At 54.2% G+C, this 21,940-nt stretch carries 14 protein-coding genes; 7 read left to right on the top strand and 7 right to left on the bottom strand.

Annotated features, from left to right (window positions below; translation table 11 throughout):
* Positions 1-274: 274 nt before the first annotated feature.
* On the bottom strand, positions 275-829 hold the full coding sequence (locus CFLAV_RS19985) for a YciE/YciF ferroxidase family protein (RefSeq protein WP_007416629.1): 555 nt from the start codon (positions 827-829) through the stop codon (positions 275-277).
* A 427-nt stretch (positions 830-1,256) separates the two neighbouring features.
* Between CFLAV_RS19985 and CFLAV_RS19980 the strand changes: the two genes are divergently transcribed.
* The 4 genes from CFLAV_RS19980 to CFLAV_RS19970 all read left to right on the top strand — a co-directional run bounded on the left by CFLAV_RS19980 (position 1,257) and on the right by CFLAV_RS19970 (position 11,354).
* The gene (locus CFLAV_RS19980; protein ID WP_050785871.1) at positions 1,257-2,465 is read left to right on the top strand and encodes a M48 family metalloprotease; all 1,209 of its coding nucleotides are present in this window, start codon (positions 1,257-1,259) and stop codon (positions 2,463-2,465) included.
* Positions 2,462-7,195 carry an AAA domain-containing protein gene (locus tag CFLAV_RS19975; RefSeq protein ID WP_007416627.1) on the top strand — a complete coding sequence of 1,578 codons (4,734 nt, stop codon included), beginning with the start codon at positions 2,462-2,464 and terminating at the stop codon, positions 7,193-7,195. Before CFLAV_RS19980 ends, CFLAV_RS19975 begins: the two co-directional genes overlap by 4 nt.
* The gene (locus CFLAV_RS36165; protein WP_007416626.1) at positions 7,192-7,983 is read left to right on the top strand and encodes a WGR domain-containing protein; all 792 of its coding nucleotides are present in this window, start codon (positions 7,192-7,194) and stop codon (positions 7,981-7,983) included. Before CFLAV_RS19975 ends, CFLAV_RS36165 begins: the two co-directional genes overlap by 4 nt.
* A gap of 170 nt (positions 7,984-8,153) precedes the next feature.
* Complete coding sequence (locus CFLAV_RS19970) at positions 8,154-11,354, top strand: immunoglobulin domain-containing protein (protein ID WP_007416625.1); 3,201 nt, start codon at positions 8,154-8,156, stop codon at positions 11,352-11,354.
* A 177-nt stretch (positions 11,355-11,531) separates the two neighbouring features.
* Here CFLAV_RS19970 and CFLAV_RS19965 read toward each other — a convergent pair whose 3' ends face one another.
* The 6 genes from CFLAV_RS19965 to CFLAV_RS19935 all read right to left on the bottom strand — a co-directional run bounded on the left by CFLAV_RS19965 (position 11,532) and on the right by CFLAV_RS19935 (position 16,814).
* Positions 11,532-11,975 carry an AAA family ATPase gene (locus CFLAV_RS19965; protein ID WP_040549543.1) on the bottom strand — a complete coding sequence of 148 codons (444 nt, stop codon included), beginning with the start codon at positions 11,973-11,975 and terminating at the stop codon, positions 11,532-11,534.
* Positions 11,976-11,997: 22 nt separating this feature from the next.
* The gene (locus CFLAV_RS19960) at positions 11,998-12,609 is read right to left on the bottom strand and encodes a peroxiredoxin-like family protein (protein ID WP_007416623.1); all 612 of its coding nucleotides are present in this window, start codon (positions 12,607-12,609) and stop codon (positions 11,998-12,000) included.
* A 48-nt stretch (positions 12,610-12,657) separates the two neighbouring features.
* The gene (locus CFLAV_RS32750) at positions 12,658-13,221 is read right to left on the bottom strand and encodes a TetR/AcrR family transcriptional regulator (RefSeq protein WP_050785869.1); all 564 of its coding nucleotides are present in this window, start codon (positions 13,219-13,221) and stop codon (positions 12,658-12,660) included.
* A gap of 677 nt (positions 13,222-13,898) precedes the next feature.
* Complete coding sequence (locus CFLAV_RS19945) at positions 13,899-14,960, bottom strand: topoisomerase IV subunit A (RefSeq protein WP_007416620.1); 1,062 nt, start codon at positions 14,958-14,960, stop codon at positions 13,899-13,901.
* A gap of 290 nt (positions 14,961-15,250) precedes the next feature.
* A complete protein-coding gene (locus CFLAV_RS19940; protein WP_150107512.1) occupies positions 15,251-16,213 on the bottom strand; it encodes a transposase in 963 nt (320 codons plus the stop codon).
* Entirely contained in the window at positions 16,137-16,814 is a 678-nt protein-coding gene (locus tag CFLAV_RS19935; protein WP_160164533.1) for a transposase, read from the bottom strand. Before CFLAV_RS19935 ends, CFLAV_RS19940 begins: the two co-directional genes overlap by 77 nt.
* 1,316 nt (positions 16,815-18,130) lie before the next feature.
* On the opposite strand from CFLAV_RS19935, the gene deoC reads away from it, so the two are divergent.
* The 3 genes from deoC to CFLAV_RS19920 all read left to right on the top strand — a co-directional run bounded on the left by deoC (position 18,131) and on the right by CFLAV_RS19920 (position 21,937).
* Entirely contained in the window at positions 18,131-19,066 is a 936-nt protein-coding gene (gene deoC / locus CFLAV_RS19930; RefSeq protein WP_040549558.1) for a deoxyribose-phosphate aldolase, read from the top strand.
* Between the two features lie 122 nt (positions 19,067-19,188).
* A complete protein-coding gene (locus CFLAV_RS19925; protein WP_050785880.1) occupies positions 19,189-20,637 on the top strand; it encodes an aldehyde dehydrogenase family protein in 1,449 nt (482 codons plus the stop codon).
* Positions 20,638-20,662: 25 nt separating this feature from the next.
* A complete protein-coding gene (locus CFLAV_RS19920; RefSeq protein WP_007416617.1) occupies positions 20,663-21,937 on the top strand; it encodes a cellulase family glycosylhydrolase in 1,275 nt (424 codons plus the stop codon).
* Positions 21,938-21,940 lie beyond the last annotated feature (3 nt).

Below are 21,940 nucleotides of genomic sequence, written 5' to 3'. Positions count from 1 at the left end.
GGCGTAAGTTGCTCGCTTGCTCGACAGCTTTCCGTGAAAGATTTCCGTATGCAAAAAATGCCCCCATCACAAGATGGGAGCTAGTGTTGTTACAATGTCAGATATCATGACGAACCAAGCGCGGGAAGGTTACATGCTTTTTATCGGCGGTGGAAAATTCGGCATGATGGCCAACAGCGTTTCCAACATTGAATTCAGTTCTCAATAAAAAAGAAACGGTCGGGCATCGGATTTGCCGCGACCGTGGCTGGAATTGTTGGTCTTTTGGCAGACTTTATTTCTTGCTGCCCTTGGGACGGACGGACCGGTGACTGGTTTCTTCCTCTTCTTCTTCTCCTTTTTCAGCGCCCTGGTTGGCTTCGGCGTTGATGGTTTCGGCCAGGTCGGTCAGGGCGTCATCGGTTTCCTTTTCCTCATTTTCGGTATCTTCAAGGAGCGAGACGGCGTCACTTTCCTCGAGGACTTCGGCCCAGGTGCGGAGAGTGCCATAGGAGGCAATTTCGTAGTGTTCGACCTTTTGCGCGCAGGCGATGAGCAGGGCGTCCTTAACTGCGCCTTCCGCATCTTCCTCCAGGGCTTCCTGAGTCTCGCGAATCAGGCCGGCCATGGCTTCGCATTTCTTGGCTTTGGCCTTTTCCCCGAAGATTTCAAAGACTTGTTCCAGGCGGTGGACATGTTCTTCGGTTTGTTCGAGATGTTGTTCAATTCCTTCCCTTAGTTGATCGGATGAGGCGGCCTTGGCCATTTTGGGGAGGGCTTTGACGAGTTGTTGTTCGGCGCTGTAAATGTCGGCGAGTTCTTCAATAAATAATTCTCTCAGGTCTTTCATAAATTGCGTCCTTAATTTAATTGTTGCAGCAGCAAGATGCTGGAATGCGCGAGCTCTTGGTATGGGGACAAGACCTATTTGCGGATTAGTGACCCGGTGGGAGGGCGGGAAACATAAAGTGCGGTGGCAGGTCAAGTTGCAATTGCCAGTGGAAACATTCCCTGCGGGCCTTCGCCAGAGACACCCATTGCTTGAACCGGGCGAGTGAAAAGGGATTTTTCAATTTCAGGGGATCATGTATTTCCGCCGATAAGCGTTCCTGTAAGTATTAGCTTTGCTTACTGGGCAGTTTCGTCATCAAACGGTCGTTTTTGTGCTGATACTTTGAATTTAAACCAGGCAAATTGGCAGGCTACTTGCTGATGAGCTTTGGTTAGTTTTTGACCTTATGGCTCAAATAGGTTCTAATTTCTGCGAAACTGATAAAATGGCGATGGAGAATCCAGGTCAGAATCTAAAGCCTTTGCCGTATCACGTCGAACTGAGGGATTACCTTAAGTCGCAGGAACGTGATTTGTGGAATTGGTTCGCCTCCGCGCAGGCCAAGGCGGATTATACCGAACATCTCCTCCTTGAGCTGTTGAAAGCGACTTATCGACTTGATCCAGCGAATCACGCGGACCTGTACGCGGCGGCGGAGGAGGCAAAACAGCGGCTGCAATTAAATATACCCATCACCATTTATCAGGCGCAGAACTCCAATCAACTTAACGCGACCCTGTACTATATTCCGGGCGAGGGACACCTGGTTTTCTCCGGACCGGTGTTCTCGTTGTTGTCGCCTGACGAATTAAGGTCGGTTCTGGGTCATGAGTTGGCGCATTATCATCTTTGGCAATGCGATGAGGGTGAATTTCTGATTGCCGATCGGATGTTGCAGGCCATTGCAAATGACCCTCGGGCCGCCGGAAGCCACGTGCAGAGTGCCAGGTGGTTTCAGCTCTACACAGAAATTTTCTGCGATCGCGGTTCATTTTGTGTGACAGGCAAATTGGACGAAGTAGTGTCAGGCCTGGTAAAAATCCAGACCGGGCTGCAACACGTCAGCGCAACGAGTTACCTGAAGCAGGCCGAAGAAGTCTTTGAGAAAACCAGGGCGAAGACTGCGGAGATGTCACATCCCGAGACATTTATCCGGGCGCGGGCACTGGCCCTTTGGGCGGAGCAGCACCCGGAATCAACGGGCCCAATCAGCGCCATGATTGAAGGTGCGGCTGAACTGGACGAACTGGATCTGGTGGGACAAAAACGATGGACCATTTTGACCAGGCGCTTGCTGGCAATTTTTCTCCGACCCAAGTGGTTTCAGACCCAGGCCGTACTGGGGCATGCAAAACTATTCTTCGAAGACTTCCAACCAGCCCAGGCCGACGATGCCGAAGTCATGGCGGAACTGAAATCCTCCGATGCGAAGCTGAGGGAATATCTTTGTTACCTGCTGCTGGATTTCGTAGTGGCGGACCCGGAGCTGGAGGAGATGCCATTGGCGGCAGCCCTGGAAATGGCGAAACTGCTTTCGCTTGAGAGCCTGTTTGAGAAGAGCGTGGCAAAGGAGTTGAAGATCAAAGCTCGCGATTTGAAACGCCTGAAGGAAAAAGCGCCGGAAATGCTGGCTAAAGCCGAGGTGCAACCATGAACAGCGAAGAAAATTCATTTCTCCAGTTCCTGAGGACTGGAATCGAACGCGGTGGATTTGAAACGGATGATGTCCTGGCGGTGGTGTTGCCCTTGATGCGGCAGACGTTGAGCATTCATCAGGCAGGGAAAGTGGCGCCTCTGAAAGGGGTGCACGATCTGCGGATGACGACGGAGGGACAGCTGACTTTCGATGAGGCCAAGGCGGTTGCTCCGGAAAAGGCATTGAGCAGAATTGCCGATTTGCAGGTTAAGGTGAGTCATGCAGTGGAGGTCGTGGGCGAGTCGCGACGAGTATCGGACATCGATGCGGCTTCACTCAATATTTCGAATCTTAGCGTGGGGCGATTGGGTGAGGAACTTGCCAAACCGGTTTACCTGCCGGATTACGCAAGCTGGGAACATGCAGTTGGTCATCACGATGAACTCACGGATATTTTTTCCCTGGGTTTGATACTGGCCAGCTTCGCATGCGGGCTGGACTTTACGGATGTGGATGACCTGGAGATTTTTGCCAGCAGCCGGGAGAATTTGTTCTCAGTCAATAAGAGGCTCCATCCGGTGATGGCCTCTGTCATTGTGCAGATGACGGAACTGAACCGGCACAAGCGGGCGCAGGATCTGCCGCAATTGATCCATCGGCTCACGAATCATCGCGAGCAGCCTGGTGAAATCGATCTGAGCCGAATCAAAGGGTTCAAGGAATCGCCGCTCCAGGGTAAGCGAAAGTTGATTCAGGCGCACTTGCGTGACCGTTTGTTTGAGATTTCGCGGCGCAATCGGCTCATTCATTTCAAGCCGACGCTGCACACATTAAACCTGACCATTGCATCGGTGCCGTTGCTGCTGGATTATCGGAATATCAAGCTGGAACAGCTTTTTGTCTGGCACAAGGATTTGGCGACGACAGTGGCCGAAGGTGCGCCAATGTCACTGGGAAAATACCTGCGGTTTGAGGATGCGCCCTACATTCCCGGCGTGCTCGACAAAATCATCAGCGAGGCCCGGCGCGACCGGGCGGAGTACGGCTTTGCGCAACTGCGGTTGGTCATTTGTTTCCTGCGGTGGAATAATCTCAAGGAAGCTGCGAACGAGCGCATTCACTCGCCACTGCTTTTGTTACCGGTGGAGTTGAAGAAGAAGAAAGGGGTGCGGGACAATTATGTGCTCGATCCAACCTCGAGCGTGGCGGAGGTCAATCCTGCACTCCGGCATCATCTCAAGGAACTTTATAATCTCGATCTGCCGGAGTCCGTGGATTTGCGCGAGACATCGCTGGATCAATTTCATGAAATGCTGCAGGCACGCATCCGGGCGAGCGAGCCGGGAGTGACACTCAATAAAATCGAGAAACCGCAGATTGAATTAATCCATGAAAAGGCGCGGCAGCGGGTGGACCAGTATCGTCGCCGAATGAAGCTGCGCGCTCGTCCAACCCGGAATCACGGCCCGGGCGATTATAGTTACGAACGGGAAAACTTTCGGCCGTTGGGCTTGCAAATATTTCAGCAAAAGGTAAAGCCCACCCCGGCGCCGTTGCGGGATGTCGTGGGAGCACCGCCCCAACCACGCCTGCCACACATCGTGGACCCGGAGCCAGCGCCGGAAAGCGGCAAAGTGTTGGAAACCGAGCGGCAGATGTTTTCCCTGCGGGGTGGGGAGAACCAGAATCCGTACTCGTGGGACTTTGATCTCTGCAGCATTACCCTTGGAAATTTCAATTATCGCAAGATGACGCTGGTGAGCGATTTCACGAACCTCATCGAAACGGACATGGCGAGTGGCGCGTTCGACACCATCTTTTCGCTCTCACCCAAGCCAGCCGAAGAAACTGCGCCACCGCTGGAATTGCGCGACCAGCATCTGATCATTTCCTGTGACGCAACCCAGGCGTCGGCCATTGCGCTGGCGCGCACGGGGCGGAGTTACATCATTCAAGGCCCGCCGGGCACGGGGAAATCGCAGACCATTACCAACCTCATTGCCGATTACGTGGCGCGCGGGAAACGAGTGCTGTTCGTCTGCGAAAAGCGGGCGGCCATTGACGTTGTGTTTCATCGGTTGCGACAACAGGGCTTGGATGAACTGTGCTGTTTGATTCACGATTCGCAAGCCGACAAGAAAGAGTTCATCCAAAATCTGAAGCAGACTTACGAGAAGTTTCTCAGCCAGGCGGACGAGGATGGTGGGGAGAAAGCGTTGGCCGCCACTTTGCAGGCGATGGAGCAGGATTTGACGAACCTGAAACGATTTTCGGATGCCATGCTGGAGACGCCGGCGTGCGCGGGAGTACCGCTACGCTTACTGCTGCACCGATTGGTGGAAATTTGCGGACGTTATTCGGCATTGTCACCGGCATTGGAGGAACAATTACCGGAGTATCCGCTTTGGCTCGAGCATGGCGACCTGGTCAACCGGCTGGGCGCGGTGCTGGCAGAGTTGGGGGAGGAGCCATGCTTTGCGAAGCATCCGGCACGCTGGTTGGGCAAAGGAATTTTGAATGCGGATCGGCCGTTGGAAGCGCTCGGCACCTGTTTGGAGAAAGCGGAATCACTGTTGGATGCAGTCGAGAATGCTTTGGAAATGTCGCGGTTGCCGGCGGAGTTATGGGACACGATTGAAGAGATTCAGAGGATTTTGGAATTCGCCGTGCAGGTGCGCCCCCTGGCAGAGCGTGGATTGCTGGGATTGCTGAATCCGAACAGCCCGGCTTCCAATGCGTTTAATTCACTGGGCACGGAACTGCAGGAAAAGGGGCAGACGTATTCCCTCGCGCATGAGAAAGTGGCTGGCTGGAAGGAGCCGCTTACGCCAGATGATACCCAGAATGCTCTTGCCCAGGCGCGCGCTTTTGAAAAGTCGATTTTCCGTTTCCTGCAACCGGCGTTTTGGCGACTGCGGAAGACGTTGCAGGCGCGCTATGATTTTGGGAGGCATGCGGTCGCGCCGAGTTGGGTGAAGATGCTCGAAGAACTGGCCTCTGCTCAGCAGGCGCAGGCAGCATACGAGAACAGCCGAAACCAGGCCCAGCAGGCGTGGCATGCCGACGACCTGGAGCTATTCATGAACCTGGTGACGGAGTTGCGGGCCACGCCAGGGTTAACCCATCCCTCCGTGCGGGCGTTGTTACCGAAATTGCTGGAATCAGTGGATGCGAAAGAATTGGTGGAGAATCTGGCCAGCATTCATGCAAACTTTATCCAATTGAGCGAGACACTCGGCTTTTTACTGGCTGAGCATGAACAATTCGATTTTCCCGAGCTGACTCAAACGCTGGCTGCACTGCGTCAGCAGACCGGCACGCTGCCGGAACTGTTGCCGATTTTAGGCGAGCTGACGGAATTGCCCCAGGAATTTGCCCGCGCATTGAGGCATGTGCCGTTGCGGGTGGACAAGTTTGAAGGGGCGATGGGGGGCAAGAGTCTGAACCTTGTGTATCGACAGGATCGGGCGGTGAGCCGGTTTGAGGGGCGCACATTGGAACAACGCATGGCCCGGTTGGAAAAGCACTACCGGGAATGGTTGGGGTTAAACGCACGTTGCATTCGCGCTGCGGTGAAAAGGAAGTTCCTGGAACATGTGAACGTGTCTTCGTTGCCAGCCTCCCAACTGACTGCGGAACAGAAGATTTTTAAAAAGGATTATGCTGCAGGACGGCGGGATCTGGAACATGAGTTTGGGAAGACGATGCGCTACAAATCCATTCGCGATTTGGCAGCGGAAAATACCGGTGCGGTCATCCAGGATTTAAAACCGATCTGGTTGATGAGTCCGCTGAGTGTTTCCGACGCACTGCCGCTGGACCCACAGTTGTTCGATGTCGTGATTTTCGATGAGGCGAGTCAGATTCCGTTGGAGGAAGCAATTCCGGCGTTGTATCGCTCGAATCAGGTGATTGTGGTAGGTGACGAAATGCAATTGCCACCAACGACGTTCTTTGCTTCGAGCCGCGGAGAAGAAGAGACCGTGATGGTGGAAGAGGAGGGAGAGCAGATCGAGGTGGACCTGGATGCGGATAGCTTTCTGACGCAATCGGCGACGAACCTGCCCTCAACCTTGCTGGCGTGGCATTATCGGAGCCGTTATGAACCTCTGATCAGTTTTTCGAACGCGGCATTTTACAGCGGGAACCTCTTTACCATTCCGGACCGTCAGCGGGTGCTGTCGGGGCAGGCCGAGCTCGTGGTTACCACGGCGGAGCAGGGGAATGAGAATGTCGATGCATTGTTGCAGCGAAGCATTAGTTTCCATTTGATGGAGAAGGGCGTTTATTCCGAACGACGCAACCCCGGCGAAGCGGCTTACATTGCGGAACTGACGCGAGGGTTGTTGCAGAAAGAGACGAAGCTGAGCATTGGGATTGTGGCGTTTTCGGAAGCGCAACAGACGGAGATAGAGGAGGCGTTGAGCCGGTTGGCCGAAGAGGATGCGGATTTTGCGCATCGGTTGGAGGCGGAATACACACGGGAGGAGAACGACCAGTTCTGCGGATTAATCGTGAAGAACCTGGAGAATGTGCAAGGCGATGAGCGCGACATCATTATCCTGAGCATTTGTTACGGTTACGATGCGAACGGGAAGATGCTGATGAACTTTGGCCCGATCAACCAACGCGGTGGTGAGAAGCGGTTGAACGTGATTTTTTCGCGCGCAAAGCATCACATGGCCGTGATCAGTTCGATTCGACATCTGCGATCACGAATGATTACAACGATGGCGCAAACAGCGTGAAGAATTTCCTGCAGTATGCGGAAGCGGTGTCCAAAGGCGACGAGCGAAGTGCGCGACGGGTGTTGGAGAATCTGAATCCACTGACCCGAAAAACGCTGGCACCGGAGCCGAAGCGGGATGCGGTGATGGCAGCCCTGGCGGAGGGATTGCGCAAACGAGGATATGCGGTGGATGTGAATGTGGGGCAATCAAAGTTTAGATGTGACCTGGCCGTGCGCAACCAGGCGGAGGAGTTGCATCAGCTCGGTGTCATGGTGGACACCGAGGGGCATTATGCGAATTCGAATTTGTTGGATCGCTATTTGATGCAGCCGTCCATCTTGCGCGCGTTTGGATGGCGGTTTGCACTGGTGTTGACCAAGGATTGGTACCAGGACCCGGAGGATGTGATGAACCGTTTGGAGCGGGTATTGAAAGGCGAGGCAGAAGAGAAGGAAGTGGAACTGCCGCTTGAGCCGGCGCCGGTTACTCAGGCGGAAGTGAAGGCGCAGTCAAATACAGCGCCGGCAAGCGTGGGGGTGGGAGCAAGGAAATCGGAGTCCGCAGCATCGCCAAAGGCACAACCCGGCGCTTCGACCAACAGGACGCGGCGTTTTGAATTTGTGGGTGGCGGTTCGCAGAAATTTTGGGAGATAACCTTGAGTGGTAATTCCTTCACCGTGCGGTTTGGAAAGATCGGCACCGACGGGCAATCGCAGAGCAAGAACTTTGCAGATGAAGTCCGCGCGCGGGGCGAGATGGAGTCGCTTATTGCCGAGAAGTTGAAGAAGGGCTATGTGGAGCGCTGAGGCAGAAAAGTAACTTGGTGAAGTTATGCTGTGTCGAGTTAGTGCGCGAAGCCGAGTTACACATATTAGCTACAAAAATTCCAAAAGGTGAGTTTTTTTAATCTTGTGGGGTTTGCGCATTTCGTAGATACTCGCCTCCGACCCAAACATAACCTTAGGAACAAACTCCTATGCAAACTCGTATACCCCTAAACTCAGGAATAATAACGTTGGCATTGTCGTTGACCTTTGCCAGCGCCGTGCGGGCAGACTTTTCGCCCATAACAATCACCAGCGGCAGCTACAATCAGGATGTGGTTGTGGAGAAGACCGCCACTGTGCCTTTGGTGCCTGGTGGCTACACGACCGCCTCCATGGATGGTGGCACTAATAATAACGGCGATGCCTGGTATGAAATGGGATATTGTACCAATGCTCCGACCACTGGTATACCGACCGCAGGTTCCACGATCACAAGTGAATCAGCCGCAAATCACCAATTTAAGTTTGCGCCGAGTTACACGGCAAACGATGCGATACTCATAGATTCGACCACTCCTTATACCAACGCCACTTTCACCTTTACCAGTCCGGCTCCCTATGCAGGTCTGTCGTTACTTACGAGCGGTGGCAATGGTGGTTGCACATTCAAATACACTGTTCATCACCAGGATGGGTCGACCGAAATCGGAAACACCAACTCTGCTGACTGGTTCTTCGTTTCGGGCCAGGCTTTTACGGCCAATGGTCGTATCAATGCGCAGTCATTTTCTTATGACAACACGAACAGCTTGAATCCAAGACTTTATGCGAAGGATATTGTACTCGCCAACACAACCAGCCCCGTGACGAGTGTGGATCTCGCGTTTGTGAGCAGTTCCGCTGGCGCACATACCTGTTTCATGGCCATTAGCGGTGCCACGACTCTTGCCGGAAATTATAATCCCATTAACGTGACGGGTTATAATGCCGATATTGTAGTGGAAGCAAGCGCCCCTCAGCCGACTGGATCGCTCACGAATGCCGGTGTGACAACGGCCACTATGGACAATGGTACTCTGAATACCGGAGACACCTGGTTCGAGAAGGGTTATGTTCCTCAAGCTTTATCGGCCGGATTGCCGGCTGCTGGCGGGACCGTAACCAATGCGGTTGCCGCGGATCATCGTTACACTTTTCCGCCGAGCTATGTGGGCAACGATGCAATCTATACGACTTTTAGCAACTCCACGGCCAACATTACTTTTGCTTCACCAGCGAGCTACTCGGCGTTGTCCTTCCTGACGTCAGCGGGTCATGGACCGGTGACCAACGCCTTGACGATTCAACATGCGGATGGATCTTCCGAAAATAACACCCTTGTCTCGCCAGATTGGTTTTCCGCTTCGCCCATTGCATTCAATGCTCAAGGCCGGGTAAATGTGAGCAACAAGACGGTGGACAATGTGAACAACGGCTTTCCAAGGCTATTCGCCATCGACATTTCGCTGGCTAACACGGTGAGCCCGGTGACCAATATTGTGGTTACTTATCAAGGCACGAATACGAGCCCTGTTGCCGTCGTTTTCGCCGTCAGCGGCGCGGCCGGAGCTGTAGCCCCCATCTATGCAATTCAGCCGCCGTCTTACAAAGTATTCCCAGGGTCGAACCTCGTGTTCTCCGCTTCCGTATCGGGAACTGCGCCGATCACTTATCAATGGCAGAAGGGAACCAACGGGGTCTATGTAAACCTGAGCAATGGTGGAAATGTGGCGGGCGCAACCACCGACACTTTGACCCTCAGTAATGTTGGCTATCCCGATCGCGCTGATTACCGGCTGGTGGCGAGCAATGTGGCTGGTACGGTCAACAGCAATCCAGGAACTCTGACGGTTCTCTCGCTGCTCTCCAATATTGTCCTGCCTGGGGATACCATCACCGGTTTCGGGCTTAATTATCCCTCAGCGGAAAATCCCACCAAAGTGATTGACGGAACCACCGACAAGTATTTGAACTTTGGCGCCAACAATGGAAGTCCGTTCCTGGGGCCGGTGGGTGTGGTTGTAACGCCTTCCCAAGGCCGCTCCATCGTAACGTCGTTGCGGTTTTATGCAGCGAACGATACGACCGCACGCGATCCTGCAAATTACACGCTGGAAGGTTCGGTGGATGGATCGACCTACACGCTCATTTCATCCAATGTGATTACCATGCCTGACGCCCGCAATACTGTCGGAGGTGCTGCTTTGGATCCATTGAATCAATCCTTGGTGGAAGCGGACTTTGCCAATACGAACGGGTACACCAGCTACAAATTGTCGGTCTACAACGTGAAGAACCTTGCAGGCGCCAACAGTATGCAGGTTGGCGAAGTAGAGTTCCTCGGCGTTTTGGACCTCACCGGGTTCCCTTCCATCGCCAACGGGCTCAACTCGCTCACTGCTTACCAGGGTTCGTCCGCGAACTTCAGCGTCACTGCCAGCGGCAACCCGGCGCCAACCTTCCAGTGGCAGAAGCAGTCCGGGAGCGGCTTCCTGAACCTGTCAGACAATGCCAATGTCTTCGGTTCGCAGACAACTTCGCTCACCCTGAACAGTGTGGACTTCAGCGATGCGATCGGTTACCGGGTGATCGCCGCCAACACTCTCGGATCAATAACCAGCAGTGTGGCGACGTTGAGGGTGATCAGCACCTTGACTGACGTTACGGCCATAGGTGACCCAATCATTGAGTTGGGTGACCAGTCAGCCGGCTTCTGGGGTACTGCGAGCAACGCAGACAATGCCATTGATGCATATGGCAACAAATACGTGAATGGCGGAAGCGGGTTCAGTGCTCCGGCAGGATTTGCTCCGTTCAGCGGCCCGGTTGGTTTGATAGTTACCCCGTCAATCGGAACCACGCTGGTAAGCGGTCTCCGCATTTACACGGCTGACGGCAATGTCGAACGCGATCCGGCAGATTACACGCTTGAAGGCTCGAATGATGGCAACAGTTTCACGGTCATCTCCTCAGGGGCGTTGGCGCTTCCTGCAGATCGAAATTCGACGTTGCCAATCGACCCAACGATATCGGCCATGCAGGAAATTTTGTTCGCGAACAGCCATGTTTATTCCAGCTACCGAATCACCTTCCAGCACACGAAGGATGATTCAACGGCGGCTGCTCTGCAGTTTGGTGAGTTGGAACTGCTGGGCGTGCAGGCGCAGGCCCCGCCAACAGTATCAGTCGGTGCGGGTGGCACTCCTGGCACGCTGGTCATTTCTTCGAGCCAGCCCGGCACTCTGTTGTCTGCGACCAACCTGCTCAGTAGCGGCACCATCTGGGCGAGTGAAGGTCCTATCAACGGCAGTGTGATAGTCACACCTGCTGCAGGAACACCGAAGAAGTTCTATCGCGTGTCGGTTCCGTAAGCGGGGCGTAACAAGATTATAGATTCACAAGGGCCGGGCGAATTGCCCGGCCCTTTTTGCTGCGGCATGAGGGACGGGGAGTTCTAACCGCAGATGGACGCAGATGAACACGGATGGGGGCAAGGAGGGCAGAACGAGCCTATGATTTTCTTTGGTCAGCAGGTTGACCGGGGGAAATTATTCCTTCCACTCTTCAGCGGTGAAGGTGTTATCGACGTTTAGCCGGACGAAGTAAAGTTGATCGTAGCCTTCATTGCGCGAGGGGAGTTCGAGTCGGCCGCTGGCCCCATGGATGGCTTTGTCAGGAACGCGTTGATCACCGGTGCGTTGGCCGTTGCGTTGCAAGGCATCGGCGACGTGGGATTGGAAGAAGTAGCCGATCACGGTGAAGCCGGCTTGTTTGGCTTGCGTGATGTAGCGGGCGCGTTCCTCACGGGTGAGATTGGTGTTGTCGACGACGAATTTGGTTTTGCTTTCGAGGCAGGCCTTTACGAGGAGTTGCTCGCGGGTGCGGGTTTTGAGCATGTCGAGATTGATGCGCATGTGGGTGTAATAGAAGTGCTCGCGGTAGAAGCTCGATTTGCCGGTGGCTTGGATGCCGATGAAAAGGATCATTTCCATAGTCCGCTCAAACATGTCTGGGTCAATCGTGAGCTTTGCAGCAGGTGGAGTTTTGGTTGCTGCCTGTGGTCTGGCTTGATTTGCCAATGGGAGCTCTGTTGTTTGCCAGCTCAAGCAGTTCGCTCACCTCCCAATGGTCGTAGGCGTGAAGGCCATACTTGCTGGCGATGATTTGGCCGTTGCTGTCGATCAAAATGTCTGCGGGCAAGCCCAGGCGACCATTCTCGACCTTGGGAAAGGCGATCTTCTCGGTTTTTAAACTTTTGAAGAGGGCTTTTATTATTGCGGGATGGAAGAGGGCCTTGGCGGAGGTTTCCACGCCGAATTGACGGTAAAATTTCTTATCAGGATCAGCAACGAGATCGAATGGAATGTCGTGTTCGTATTTATTTAACAGCGCGGGAGAGGAATGGAAAAATATGATCTCATGGATGCCGGCCTGTTCGAGTTCCTGGGCGCGCTTTACAAAGGAGCGGAGGTGGGTGTTGCAGAGGGGACAGCCGGCGAAGCGCCGGAATTGCAGATGGACGAAGCGAGTTAAAGAATTGGGGACTGGAACCAATTTTCCGTGGAGGGTCTTGACTTGAAAGGGTGGCACGGTCATGCCGGGAGTCAGTTTAGACACAGGTTTCATTTGATTCGCAAATTGTGGATGAATGAAAAGGGGGTTGCCGGACTGGGTTTATCGCCGGGTGGCCAACAAAGCGATGAGCCGGCGCGCCAGTTTGATGTTCTCGGTTATGATGTAAACGATGATGATTGAATGGAGGATTTCGGTGATTTCCTTATCGGTGAATCCTGGTTTGCCTCCTGTTTTGGGTCTTAGACTTTTGACCGCGCGTGCCAGGTGCTTTTCGAACCCGCCTTCTGCTCCCCGGGCCACCTTTCGGGCTTCCGGTTGCAGCATCACCCGCATGAGCACACGCCAGTTTTTTTGATGGCTCTGCATCGACAAGAGGGCCGAATCGGCGAAAGTTTCCAGGTCGCGTGTTTCGGGCTTTTCCAAAATTTCATCGACGAGTGCAGAGACATCGTCCTGCGCGCTCCGAACAATGGTTTTCAACAGGTCCTCCTTTCCGTCGAAATAATTGTAGAGCAGGCCGGCGGCAACGCCCGCTTTGCGGGCTATCGCCGAAACCTGGGTCGATCCAAACCCTTGTTCTGCAAAGAGCTCCAGGGCGGACGCCAGAATCTTCTGTCGGCTGCGGTCACGCAGTTCGCTAAATTGTTTTTGGGATCTCGGCATAATATCACTTATTGAATGAACATTCATTCAAAGACGTGAACTGTCAAGGGGTGGCAGACTGCGAGTGAGGGAGACAGGGATTAGTAGTCTACGAAGGGGGAGTTAGGTTGCTTGTAGTTGGAGGGCGGGTCTGCCAACGGTCCAAAGCTCTGATCAATGCCTTGAGGAGTTGGATTCCCCAGTAAGTCCAGATGACGGCCATTGCGATTAGTAACAAAGCCGCAACGCCATAAAGAAGGATCATGGCCATGGGTAAAAAGGTTAAAAATTCCATGCCGCTATCCTGCTGGGTTAATGGGAAAAGTGCAAATCCAAAGCTCTGTTGTTTTGGACGTTTAAACCATCTCAGGCTTACAAGCGCGGCGGAGGACACGGAGGACCTGAGTAGGGTCGCAGCCATAGATTGCATCATGAAGGGAAGTATGAGTCTCGTCACCTCGACACCTACGTAAATAAGGTGGTCGTGGGTTGGATTGGAGTTTGGGTCGCGTGCGCGTTTGAGCGGGTTGTTCCCGGAAAGGGATGAATCTCGTTGCCTCGATAGTTTCAGGAGGGAACGGGACTGGAGGTTGGATCTGAATTGTGGACGCTGCGCGATTTGATGGAGGGAGGGACTTGGAATTTGGACAGCGAATGAGAATTGATCCGCTTCCTTTCCTCAGCGGCTACGAAGAAGATTAGCGGTCGAGGGCTTGCCATTGTTGTTTGAGGGTAGCGGCGGCGGCGCGGTGGACGAAGTCGCGGGCTTCGGGGTTGCTGAGGTTGTATCTCGTGGCACCGGAAAAGTGAGGTTCGGGCAGACGTAGGTGGAGAGCGGCGATCATAGCGTGGGGGACGATGACTTTGGTCTTGTTGCGATAATTCGCAAAATTCGTATTGATTGCCATGTCGCGGAAATCGCGCGATGGATTGGGGAAAATCCCGGAGAGAGCGAGGCCCAAGCCTTCCAGGTGTGTGCCGCTTTCGGTCGATTGACGATTTACCCAAGTGCGGACTTGATGCGTGTAGCCATTGGTGAAGCGGAGATGGCCTTCGACGGTCATTTTGTTTTCGGTGGCTTTGAAGCTAAGGGGGTCGGGGTGTGATGGAGGATGGGGATGATGGAGGTAATCTGCTTCAAAGAGAAAGTTGATGAGTCCATCCTGATAGTAGTGGTGAATTTCGTGTTGGAGGAGGTCGGCTCGGTTGGAGGTGGCGAGGCCAGCCTGGAGTAGGCTGAAATCGCGCAGCATGCCGGAGATTTTACAGAGTTCTGCGGTGGTGATGGTGCCGAAAACTGGCGCGAATGGACGGAAGGTTATGCGCAGAAAGGGTGGGCTGGTGGCGGGGGAAAGGATTCTTGTGATAGGAGCATCGTCGTGATCTTCGTAGCGGGCTCGTTGGGTGCCGTCGCAGCTTTCGAGGGTGAAGAGGTCGGAGGCTGCGGCTACAAAGGAAGCATATGATTGATGGTAAGGCTTCATATCGCTTCCGAGTTTAAACCATTGCTCCAGTTCCGCGGGTGGAAAGAGGGGTGCGCTCAGACTGGGGCAATCCGTGATGATGGTGCCGGAGTTAATGGTGATGCGAATCGGCCCAGTGAAGGTATCTGGTGTGGTGTCGAGAACGCCGTTGATAATATAACGCAACATGTAAGGGATGGCTGCGGGGCCGTTAAGGCCGAAATACATGCCGGGGCGTTTACGGACGCCTTCCTTAAATGTCATTTTTGCGATGTGGCTGCTGTCGTATTGAGCCATGGATTACCGCCCTTTTTTATATGTAAAACCGCCGTTAATTTGATGGCGGAAATGGTAGCCGAAAAGAGTGGCGGTGAGAAGATAAAAGGGTTGGAATTTGTCCTTTTTTGATGAGGGATTTCGGATGGGTTGGGTCGTCGGGCGCGTGCGTGGATTGAAGGATCTTGAGGGATACAAATGTGCGGGTTTTGTTGACTCGAGTCTTGGGTCGCCTACGCGTTGACCACGATGAATTGGATTGGATCGCGAGGGAGGTCAGGGCGTCGGCGCTGAGACTGTCTCAAAAGTTTTTAGCTAGCACAGGCTTGATTCGAGTTGGAGCGGGCGAAGAAAGTAGAAGACGCTAACGGCGATCTTCGTCCTGCCATATGCCGGGTAGCGGTTGTGAGTGCGAAGCCCCACTTTTTGCGTTGCCGCATCAGCCGAGCCGCCATTTGTGCACCCACCGGCCGGGTTCCCCTTTTTGTCCGCCAGGTTTGATAGAGCACCCGCAGGTTGAGGGTTGCGCACAGCATGGCCCACTGGGTTTTTACTGCTGCCAGTCCCCACACAGTCCACCGACGGAAGCCCTCATGTTGTTTGATCTGGGCAAAAATGCGCTCAATGATCTGGCCCCGCTGGCTCCAGAGTGCCCGGGCCGGTGGTTCTTGAAGACGCTCTCGCATCGCCTGCACCTGGGGCGTGTGGGGCCGCACTTCCAGTTGCCGTCCCTTGGGGTCACGCGTGCACTGCGCCCGCACCGGGCAATCGCGCCAGTGGCAGCGATAACGCTCAACGCGCTGGCCTTTGTTGGTGGTGTGTCCTTCGTGATCCAGTTTTTTGCCCTGGGGACAGGTGACCGTCCGCTCCTTGGCGTCATAGTGGAAGTAACGCGTGGCGTAGGGTTGGTCCGCCGTGGAGGAGCCCTCCATGGGCGGAGCCAGCACATTTAAACCTTTTTCACTCGCTGCCCGCAAATCGGCTCCTGCTCCGTAGCCGGTGTCGGCCACGGTCAGGGTGTTCAACGCGGCGATGCCAACGTTTTCACGTCCTTGTTCAATCATCGGCACCAACTGTTCCACGTCCGTCTCCTGCCGGGTGGCCTCACAGGCCACGATGACGCCCGTCTTCTCATCAGCCAGGGCTTGCGCGTTATAGGCAAAGCGGTTTTTGCCATCCACCTTCATGCGCCGGGCCTCAGGCTCCACGGGATGATAGTAAGCGCGCCCGTCGGCGGCCAGTTGCGCCAGACCGCCTTTGATTTGTTCCCGCAACGCCTGACGCTAGAGCCAGGCCAGCTGGCAGACGATAGCCCGGTTGTGCCCGCTCCTCCTGCACGATAGCCAGCTCGGTATGGGCCAGGGCTTCGTCCAGCGCGCTCAAAAGTTTTTCCATATATTCGCGGCTCCAACTGCTGGGGCCGGCGGCGCAGGCTTCGATTTTCGTGCCGTCCAAAGCCTGCAACGCCAGACCGACGCAGCCAGCTCGCACGGCCACCTGCACGGTTTGCTTGAAAATCTCGCGCAATGCCCTTTGGTTATCACGCCAGAAACGCCAGAGACTGTTGTGATCAGGTTGAATCAGCCCAGTCAGCCAGAGCAGGGACAAGTGCTCCCGGCAGGCTGCCTCCAGTTTGCGCGTGGAGCGAATGCGGTGAAAATAACCATAGAGCCAGATCTTGAGCAGCAGACTGGGCGCATACGGCGGACGGCCTTCGGTGGCTGAAGGCATGACGAAACCCAGCAATGACAAATCGAGCTGGTCGACAAACTCGCGCAGGAAGCGGGCCGGATGATCCTTGGGCACCCAGTCTTCCAAGGCTGGAGGGAAAATAAACTGCTGTCCGTAATCAGGAGCAATCGCGTGAGCCATCATTTTCTTGGACGCTCCCCCCAAAAAACACATTCAAGTTTTGAGACAGTCTCCGCAGCAACGCCCTACCGAATGTAACGTACCTCGCGGTTCGATTTGGATCGCTGGCCGCGTGCGCGGGAACAGGTGAGGGTTGGGTTGGCTCGCGGGCTTTGTCAGGGAGCGCGCAGCAACGCATCCTTACCGAATAGAACGAGCCTGGCGGTTGGATGTGGATCAATGGCTGCGTACGCAGATAAGCTCGATGGGCGGGTTTGAGTCGTTGACGGTGTCAGAATTCCGGGTGTTTCCACACGGGCACCAGTTTTATTCCACCATTAGTTGATTGCTGGCGCGCGGGATCGGATTGCGGGTCGCGTGCGCGGTGGAGGCTAGGGAAAAGTCAGATCCGGCTCACGCCGAGATGCTACCCAGTGAACGATGGATGCGGGTTGGGTCATCGGCCGCGTGCGCGAGTGGTCGCAATGAAAGGATTGGCGAAGGGAATAATGAGTCTCGTTACCTCGCCTGCTACACGAAAAAAAGGTGGACGTGGGTAGGATTGGGTTTCCGGGCCGCGTTCTTGAATCATGGGGTGATTAGGAAAACTTGAAGAGAAAAAGATGGTGATTGGGAGACAAGGTGGTCTTATACCTTCATGTGTATGGTAAATAATGGTTGACCATGGAGTTCTGTAACCATACATTTGGGGGCATATCAAAAGGAGATATGTGAAATGTGCCATTACAAAGGATCGAGTGCTCAATAGATCGTCCTCCATTCGTACTCAATGTTCCGTTGTTGTTGAGGGCGGGGGTGAAGTGATTTGGGCGGTTAAGTATGGGGCGGAGAGATTGATACGTGTAAGTAGTTCGGACGGTAATGGTCGGTAACGGACGCCAATAGACGGTAACGGTCGGTTAAAAAATTATGAAAAGCCAATTTCAAAGCGGCGGGAGTTGGAATGCAGCATTCCGGGAGACGCATTTTTGTGGGGCAACGAATGGACGCGATGGGAGGAAGGGGAGGGAATCTTGAGTTAACTTGAGCAATCTCGAGTTAACGGCAGTTAACGGCAGATCTTTTTTATTTTTGAACTTTGATTTTTGGAGTTTCAAATGAGAACCAGAATTACAGATAACAACGGCCTGGGAAAATTTCGAAGGGCGAATTGCGATTTTGAATGGAAAGGCCTAACGCCTGATAACGGTAAATAACGCTATATAACGCCAAATAACGGTGAAAATTTTTTTGAACGAATCCGAGGGTTGGAAATGGGCGGTTTTGGCGATTGCAGGATTGACTATGTTGACACGGGTGGTAAGAGTCAGGGTGAATATATGAAATCAACTGCCTTAACGAAGGCTGGCGCATCGTTGTGCGAGACCGGGTTGCCGTTGCCGACGGTGGATCAGGTGATGGTGGAAGAGCGCGCGGCGGCGTTCACGAAGCGGAGCATCAAGACGAGCGCGAAGTTGGCGGGGCTGAAGCTGGCGGTCTCGATGATGGATTTGACGACGTTGGAGGGGAAGGATACGCCGGGGAAGGTGGCTTATCTGTGTCGCAAGGCGCTGCAACCGATGGAGGCGAAATACCAGGTGCCGTCGTGCGGGGCGGTGTGTGTGTATCCAAACATGGTGCGGTATGCGCGGAAGTTTTTGGGCGAAAATTCGCCGGTGCATGTGGCGTCGGTGGCGACGGGGTTCCCGAGCGGGCAGGTGCCGTTGAAGGTGAAGTTGGAGGAGACGCGTCGCGCGGTGGCGGACGGGGCGGATGAGATCGACATGGTGATTGATCGCGGTGCATTTCTGATGGGGGATCATGCGAAGGTTTATGATGAGATTGCGCTGGTGAAGGAAGCGTGCGGGGCGGCGCATTTGAAGGTGATTTTGGAGACAGGCGAACTCGTGACTTACGATAATGTGAGGATTGCGAGCCAGATTGCGATGGAGGCGGGCGGGGATTTTATCAAGACCTCAACGGGCAAGGTGAGTCCGGCGGCGACGATGCCGGTGACGTTGGTGATGTTGGAGGCGATCCGGGATTATTTTTATGCGACGGGCATTCGGATTGGGATGAAGCCGGCGGGTGGCATCCGGAATTCGAAGCAGGCGCTGGCGTATCTGGTGATGGTGCGCGAGACTTTGGGTGATGATTGGTTGACGCCGGATTTGTTCCGCTTCGGCGCGAGCACGCTGGTGAATGATGTGTTGATGCAGATTGTGAAGACTGTGGATGGCAATTATCAAAGCCACGATTATTTCTCTCTCCCGTGAAAAATTCCAAAAAAGCAATTTCGAAAACGAACGGACGCGGCAAGCTGCAATTGGTGGCGAAGGCGGATGCGGCGGCAAAGACTGCGGAGCATCGCAAGGTGGTGCCATTGAATGAGCGAAGGTTGAACTTTGGCGAGAAATGGAAATATGCGCCGGCGCCGGAGGACAACAAGTATATCAAGATCGCGCCGAGGCATGAGTTGTTCATCGATGGGAAGTTCGTGGCGCCATCGACGGGAAAATATTTTGAGTCGCTGAATCCGGCAACGGAAGAGAAGTTGACGGAGATTGCGTTGGCTGGGGAGCAGGATGTGGATTTGGCGGTGAAGGCGGCGCGGCGGGCTTATGACAAGACCTGGGGCAAAATGACGGGCCGTGAGCGCGGGAAATATTTGTATCGCATTGCACGCATCATCCAGGAGAAGTCGCGCGAGTTGGCGATTCTGGAAACGATGGATGGCGGCAAGACAATCAAGGAGAGTCGCGACGTGGATCTGCCTCTGGTGGCGGCGCATTTCTTTTATCATGCTGGTTGGGCGGACAAGTTGCAGTATGCGTTTCCGGGTCGCAACGCGCAGTCGCTCGGTGTGGTGGGGCAGATTATTCCGTGGAACTTTCCGTTGTTGATGGCGGCGTGGAAGATTGCACCGGCATTGGCTTGCGGCAACACCGTTGTGCTCAAGCCGGCGGAGACGACGAGCATTACCGCGATGCGGTTGGCCGAGATTTTCCAGGAAGCGGGATTGCCGGAAGGTGTGGTGAACATTGTAACTGGCGCAGGTCAGACTGGTGCGGCGATCGCGGCGCATGCGGACATCGACAAGCTGGCGTTCACGGGGTCGACGGAAGTGGGCAAGATGATTGCGAAGTCGGTTGCCGGAACGAGGAAGAAGCTGACTCTGGAACTGGGCGGCAAGGCGGCGAATATTATTTTTGATGACGCACCGATCGACCAGGCGATTGAGGGAATTATTTCGGGGATTTATTTCAATCAAGGGCACGTTTGCTGTGCGGGTTCGCGATTGTTGGTACAGGAAGGAGTTTTCCCGACGGTGATCAAGAAGTTGCGTGATCGCATCCAGACGTTGCGCGTGGGAAATCCGCTGGACAAGAACACGGACATTGGAGCAATTAATTCGAAGCCGCAGCTGGAGAAGATTCGGGAATTGGTGGAGAGTGGTGTGGCCGAGGGCGCGGAGTTGGTGCAGCCGAAATGCGAGTTGCCAGCGAAAGGTTATTGGTATCCACCGAGTTTTCTGACCGGAGTGACGGCGTCGCATCGCGTGGCGCAGGAAGAGATTTTTGGACCGGTGTTGAGCGTGATGACATTCCGCACGCCGGAGGAAGCCGTTGAGCGCGCGAACAACACGCCGTATGGATTGAGCGCGGGAGTTTGGACGGATAAGGGCAGCAAGATTTTCAAAATTGTGAACAAGCTGCGCGCCGGTGTGGTGTGGGCGAATACCTACAACAAATTTGATCCGACAAGCCCATTTGGTGGTTATAAAGAGAGCGGGTTCGGTCGTGAGGGCGGCTTGCAGGGATTGGCGGCTTATACGAGGCTGAGTTGAGCGGCGAAAAATTGACGAGTTTAAAATGCAAATAAAACTGCGATTGATGGTGGCGCTTTTGGGGCTGTTATCAGTTGCGGCGACTGCTGCTGAATTGCCCGAGTTGATTTTTCCCGAGGGGGTTGGAGTCAATATCCATTTCGTTACAGAGCATACGAACGATTTGGATCTGATTGCGGCGGCGGGTTTCAAGTTCGTGCGGATGGATTTCTCGTGGGAAAGCACAGAACGGAAGAAGGGTGAGTATACCTGGGGTGATTACGAGGAATTGACCGCGAATCTCGAAAAGCATGGACTGCGGGCGATCTACATTCTTGATTATTCCAACGATCTCTATGAGGAGCGGGTCAGTAGTTTGCACGCTATCACGCATGAGGAACAGCGTGGAACGGCATCGCCCCAACATCCGAAAAGTATCGCGGCGTATGCGCGCTGGGCGGCAGCGGCGGTGGAACATTTTCGAGGGCAGCATGTTATTTGGGAAATTTGGAACGAGCCGAATGGTTATTTTTGGAAACCGAAGCCGGATGTGAAGCAGTATTTGACGCTGGCGCTGGCGGCGGCTAAAGCCATTCGGACGCAGGTGCCGAAGGCCAAAATCATTGGTCCCGCCACGTCGGGATTTGACTGGCCATTCATGGAGGAGTTTTTGAAATCGGGTGTGCTGGAATATTTGGATGCCGTGAGCGTCCACCCCTATCGCGATCCGGGGACTCCACCGGAAACGGTGACGGAGGATTACAAGAAACTGCGTGAGATGATTGGGCGTCTCGCGCCGGGTGGAAAAAAGAATTTACCGATCATCAGCGGCGAGTGGGGTTACTCATCCAGTACAGCGGGTGTTCTTCAGGAAGTGCAGGCTCAATACCTCGTGCGTCAGCAACTGGTAAATATGTTGAATGAAGTGCCGCTGTCGATCTGGTATGACTGGAAGAATGATGGGCTGGATCGGGGTGACAATGAGCATAATTTTGGGACTGTCACGGCGGATCTAAAACCGAAACCGGCATACGTGGCGGTGAAGACTTTGACGCACGAGCTTTCGGGATATCGCATTTTGCGGCGGATCGAAATGGACCCGAAGGATTACGTTCTGGTTTGTGTGAACGGTTCGGGAGGTTGCAAGATGGTAGGCTGGACAACGGCTAAAGCGCATTCGGTTGGCGTGGAGATGCCGTTCAAATCAGTGCATCGTATCACAGGGATGGACGGATTTGGAAAAGGCTTCACGCCCAAAGTAAAAGAGGGCGATTTGATTTTCAAGGTTGAGCAAATGCCCAAGTATTATGCCTTCGAATAGAAA

It is taken from the genome of Pedosphaera parvula Ellin514 (genome assembly GCF_000172555.1).
Lineage (GTDB): Bacteria > Verrucomicrobiota > Verrucomicrobiia > Limisphaerales > Pedosphaeraceae > Pedosphaera.
The sequence above is the reverse complement of the archived record's forward strand: the minus strand, read 5'-3'. Positions and strand labels throughout refer to the sequence as shown.

Excerpts from the sequence above, each read along its gene's own strand:
- CFLAV_RS19985 (WP_007416629.1), bottom strand. The coding sequence starts at position 829 with ATGAAAGACCTGAGAGAATTATTTATTGAAGAACTCGCCGACATTTAC.
- CFLAV_RS19980 (WP_050785871.1), top strand. The coding sequence starts at position 1,257 with ATGGCGATGGAGAATCCAGGTCAGAATCTAAAGCCTTTGCCGTATCAC.
- CFLAV_RS19975 (WP_007416627.1), top strand. The coding sequence starts at position 2,462 with ATGAACAGCGAAGAAAATTCATTTCTCCAGTTCCTGAGGACTGGAATC.
- CFLAV_RS19970 (WP_007416625.1), top strand. The coding sequence starts at position 8,154 with ATGCAAACTCGTATACCCCTAAACTCAGGAATAATAACGTTGGCATTG.
- CFLAV_RS19965 (WP_040549543.1), bottom strand. The coding sequence starts at position 11,975 with ATGGAAATGATCCTTTTCATCGGCATCCAAGCCACCGGCAAATCGAGC.
- CFLAV_RS19960 (WP_007416623.1), bottom strand. The coding sequence starts at position 12,609 with ATGAAACCTGTGTCTAAACTGACTCCCGGCATGACCGTGCCACCCTTT.
- CFLAV_RS32750 (WP_050785869.1), bottom strand. The coding sequence starts at position 13,221 with ATGCCGAGATCCCAAAAACAATTTAGCGAACTGCGTGACCGCAGCCGA.
- CFLAV_RS19945 (WP_007416620.1), bottom strand. The coding sequence starts at position 14,960 with ATGGCTCAATACGACAGCAGCCACATCGCAAAAATGACATTTAAGGAA.
- CFLAV_RS19935 (WP_160164533.1), bottom strand. The coding sequence starts at position 16,814 with ATGATGGCTCACGCGATTGCTCCTGATTACGGACAGCAGTTTATTTTC.
- deoC (WP_040549558.1), top strand. The coding sequence starts at position 18,131 with ATGAAATCAACTGCCTTAACGAAGGCTGGCGCATCGTTGTGCGAGACC.
- CFLAV_RS19920 (WP_007416617.1), top strand. The coding sequence starts at position 20,663 with ATGCAAATAAAACTGCGATTGATGGTGGCGCTTTTGGGGCTGTTATCA.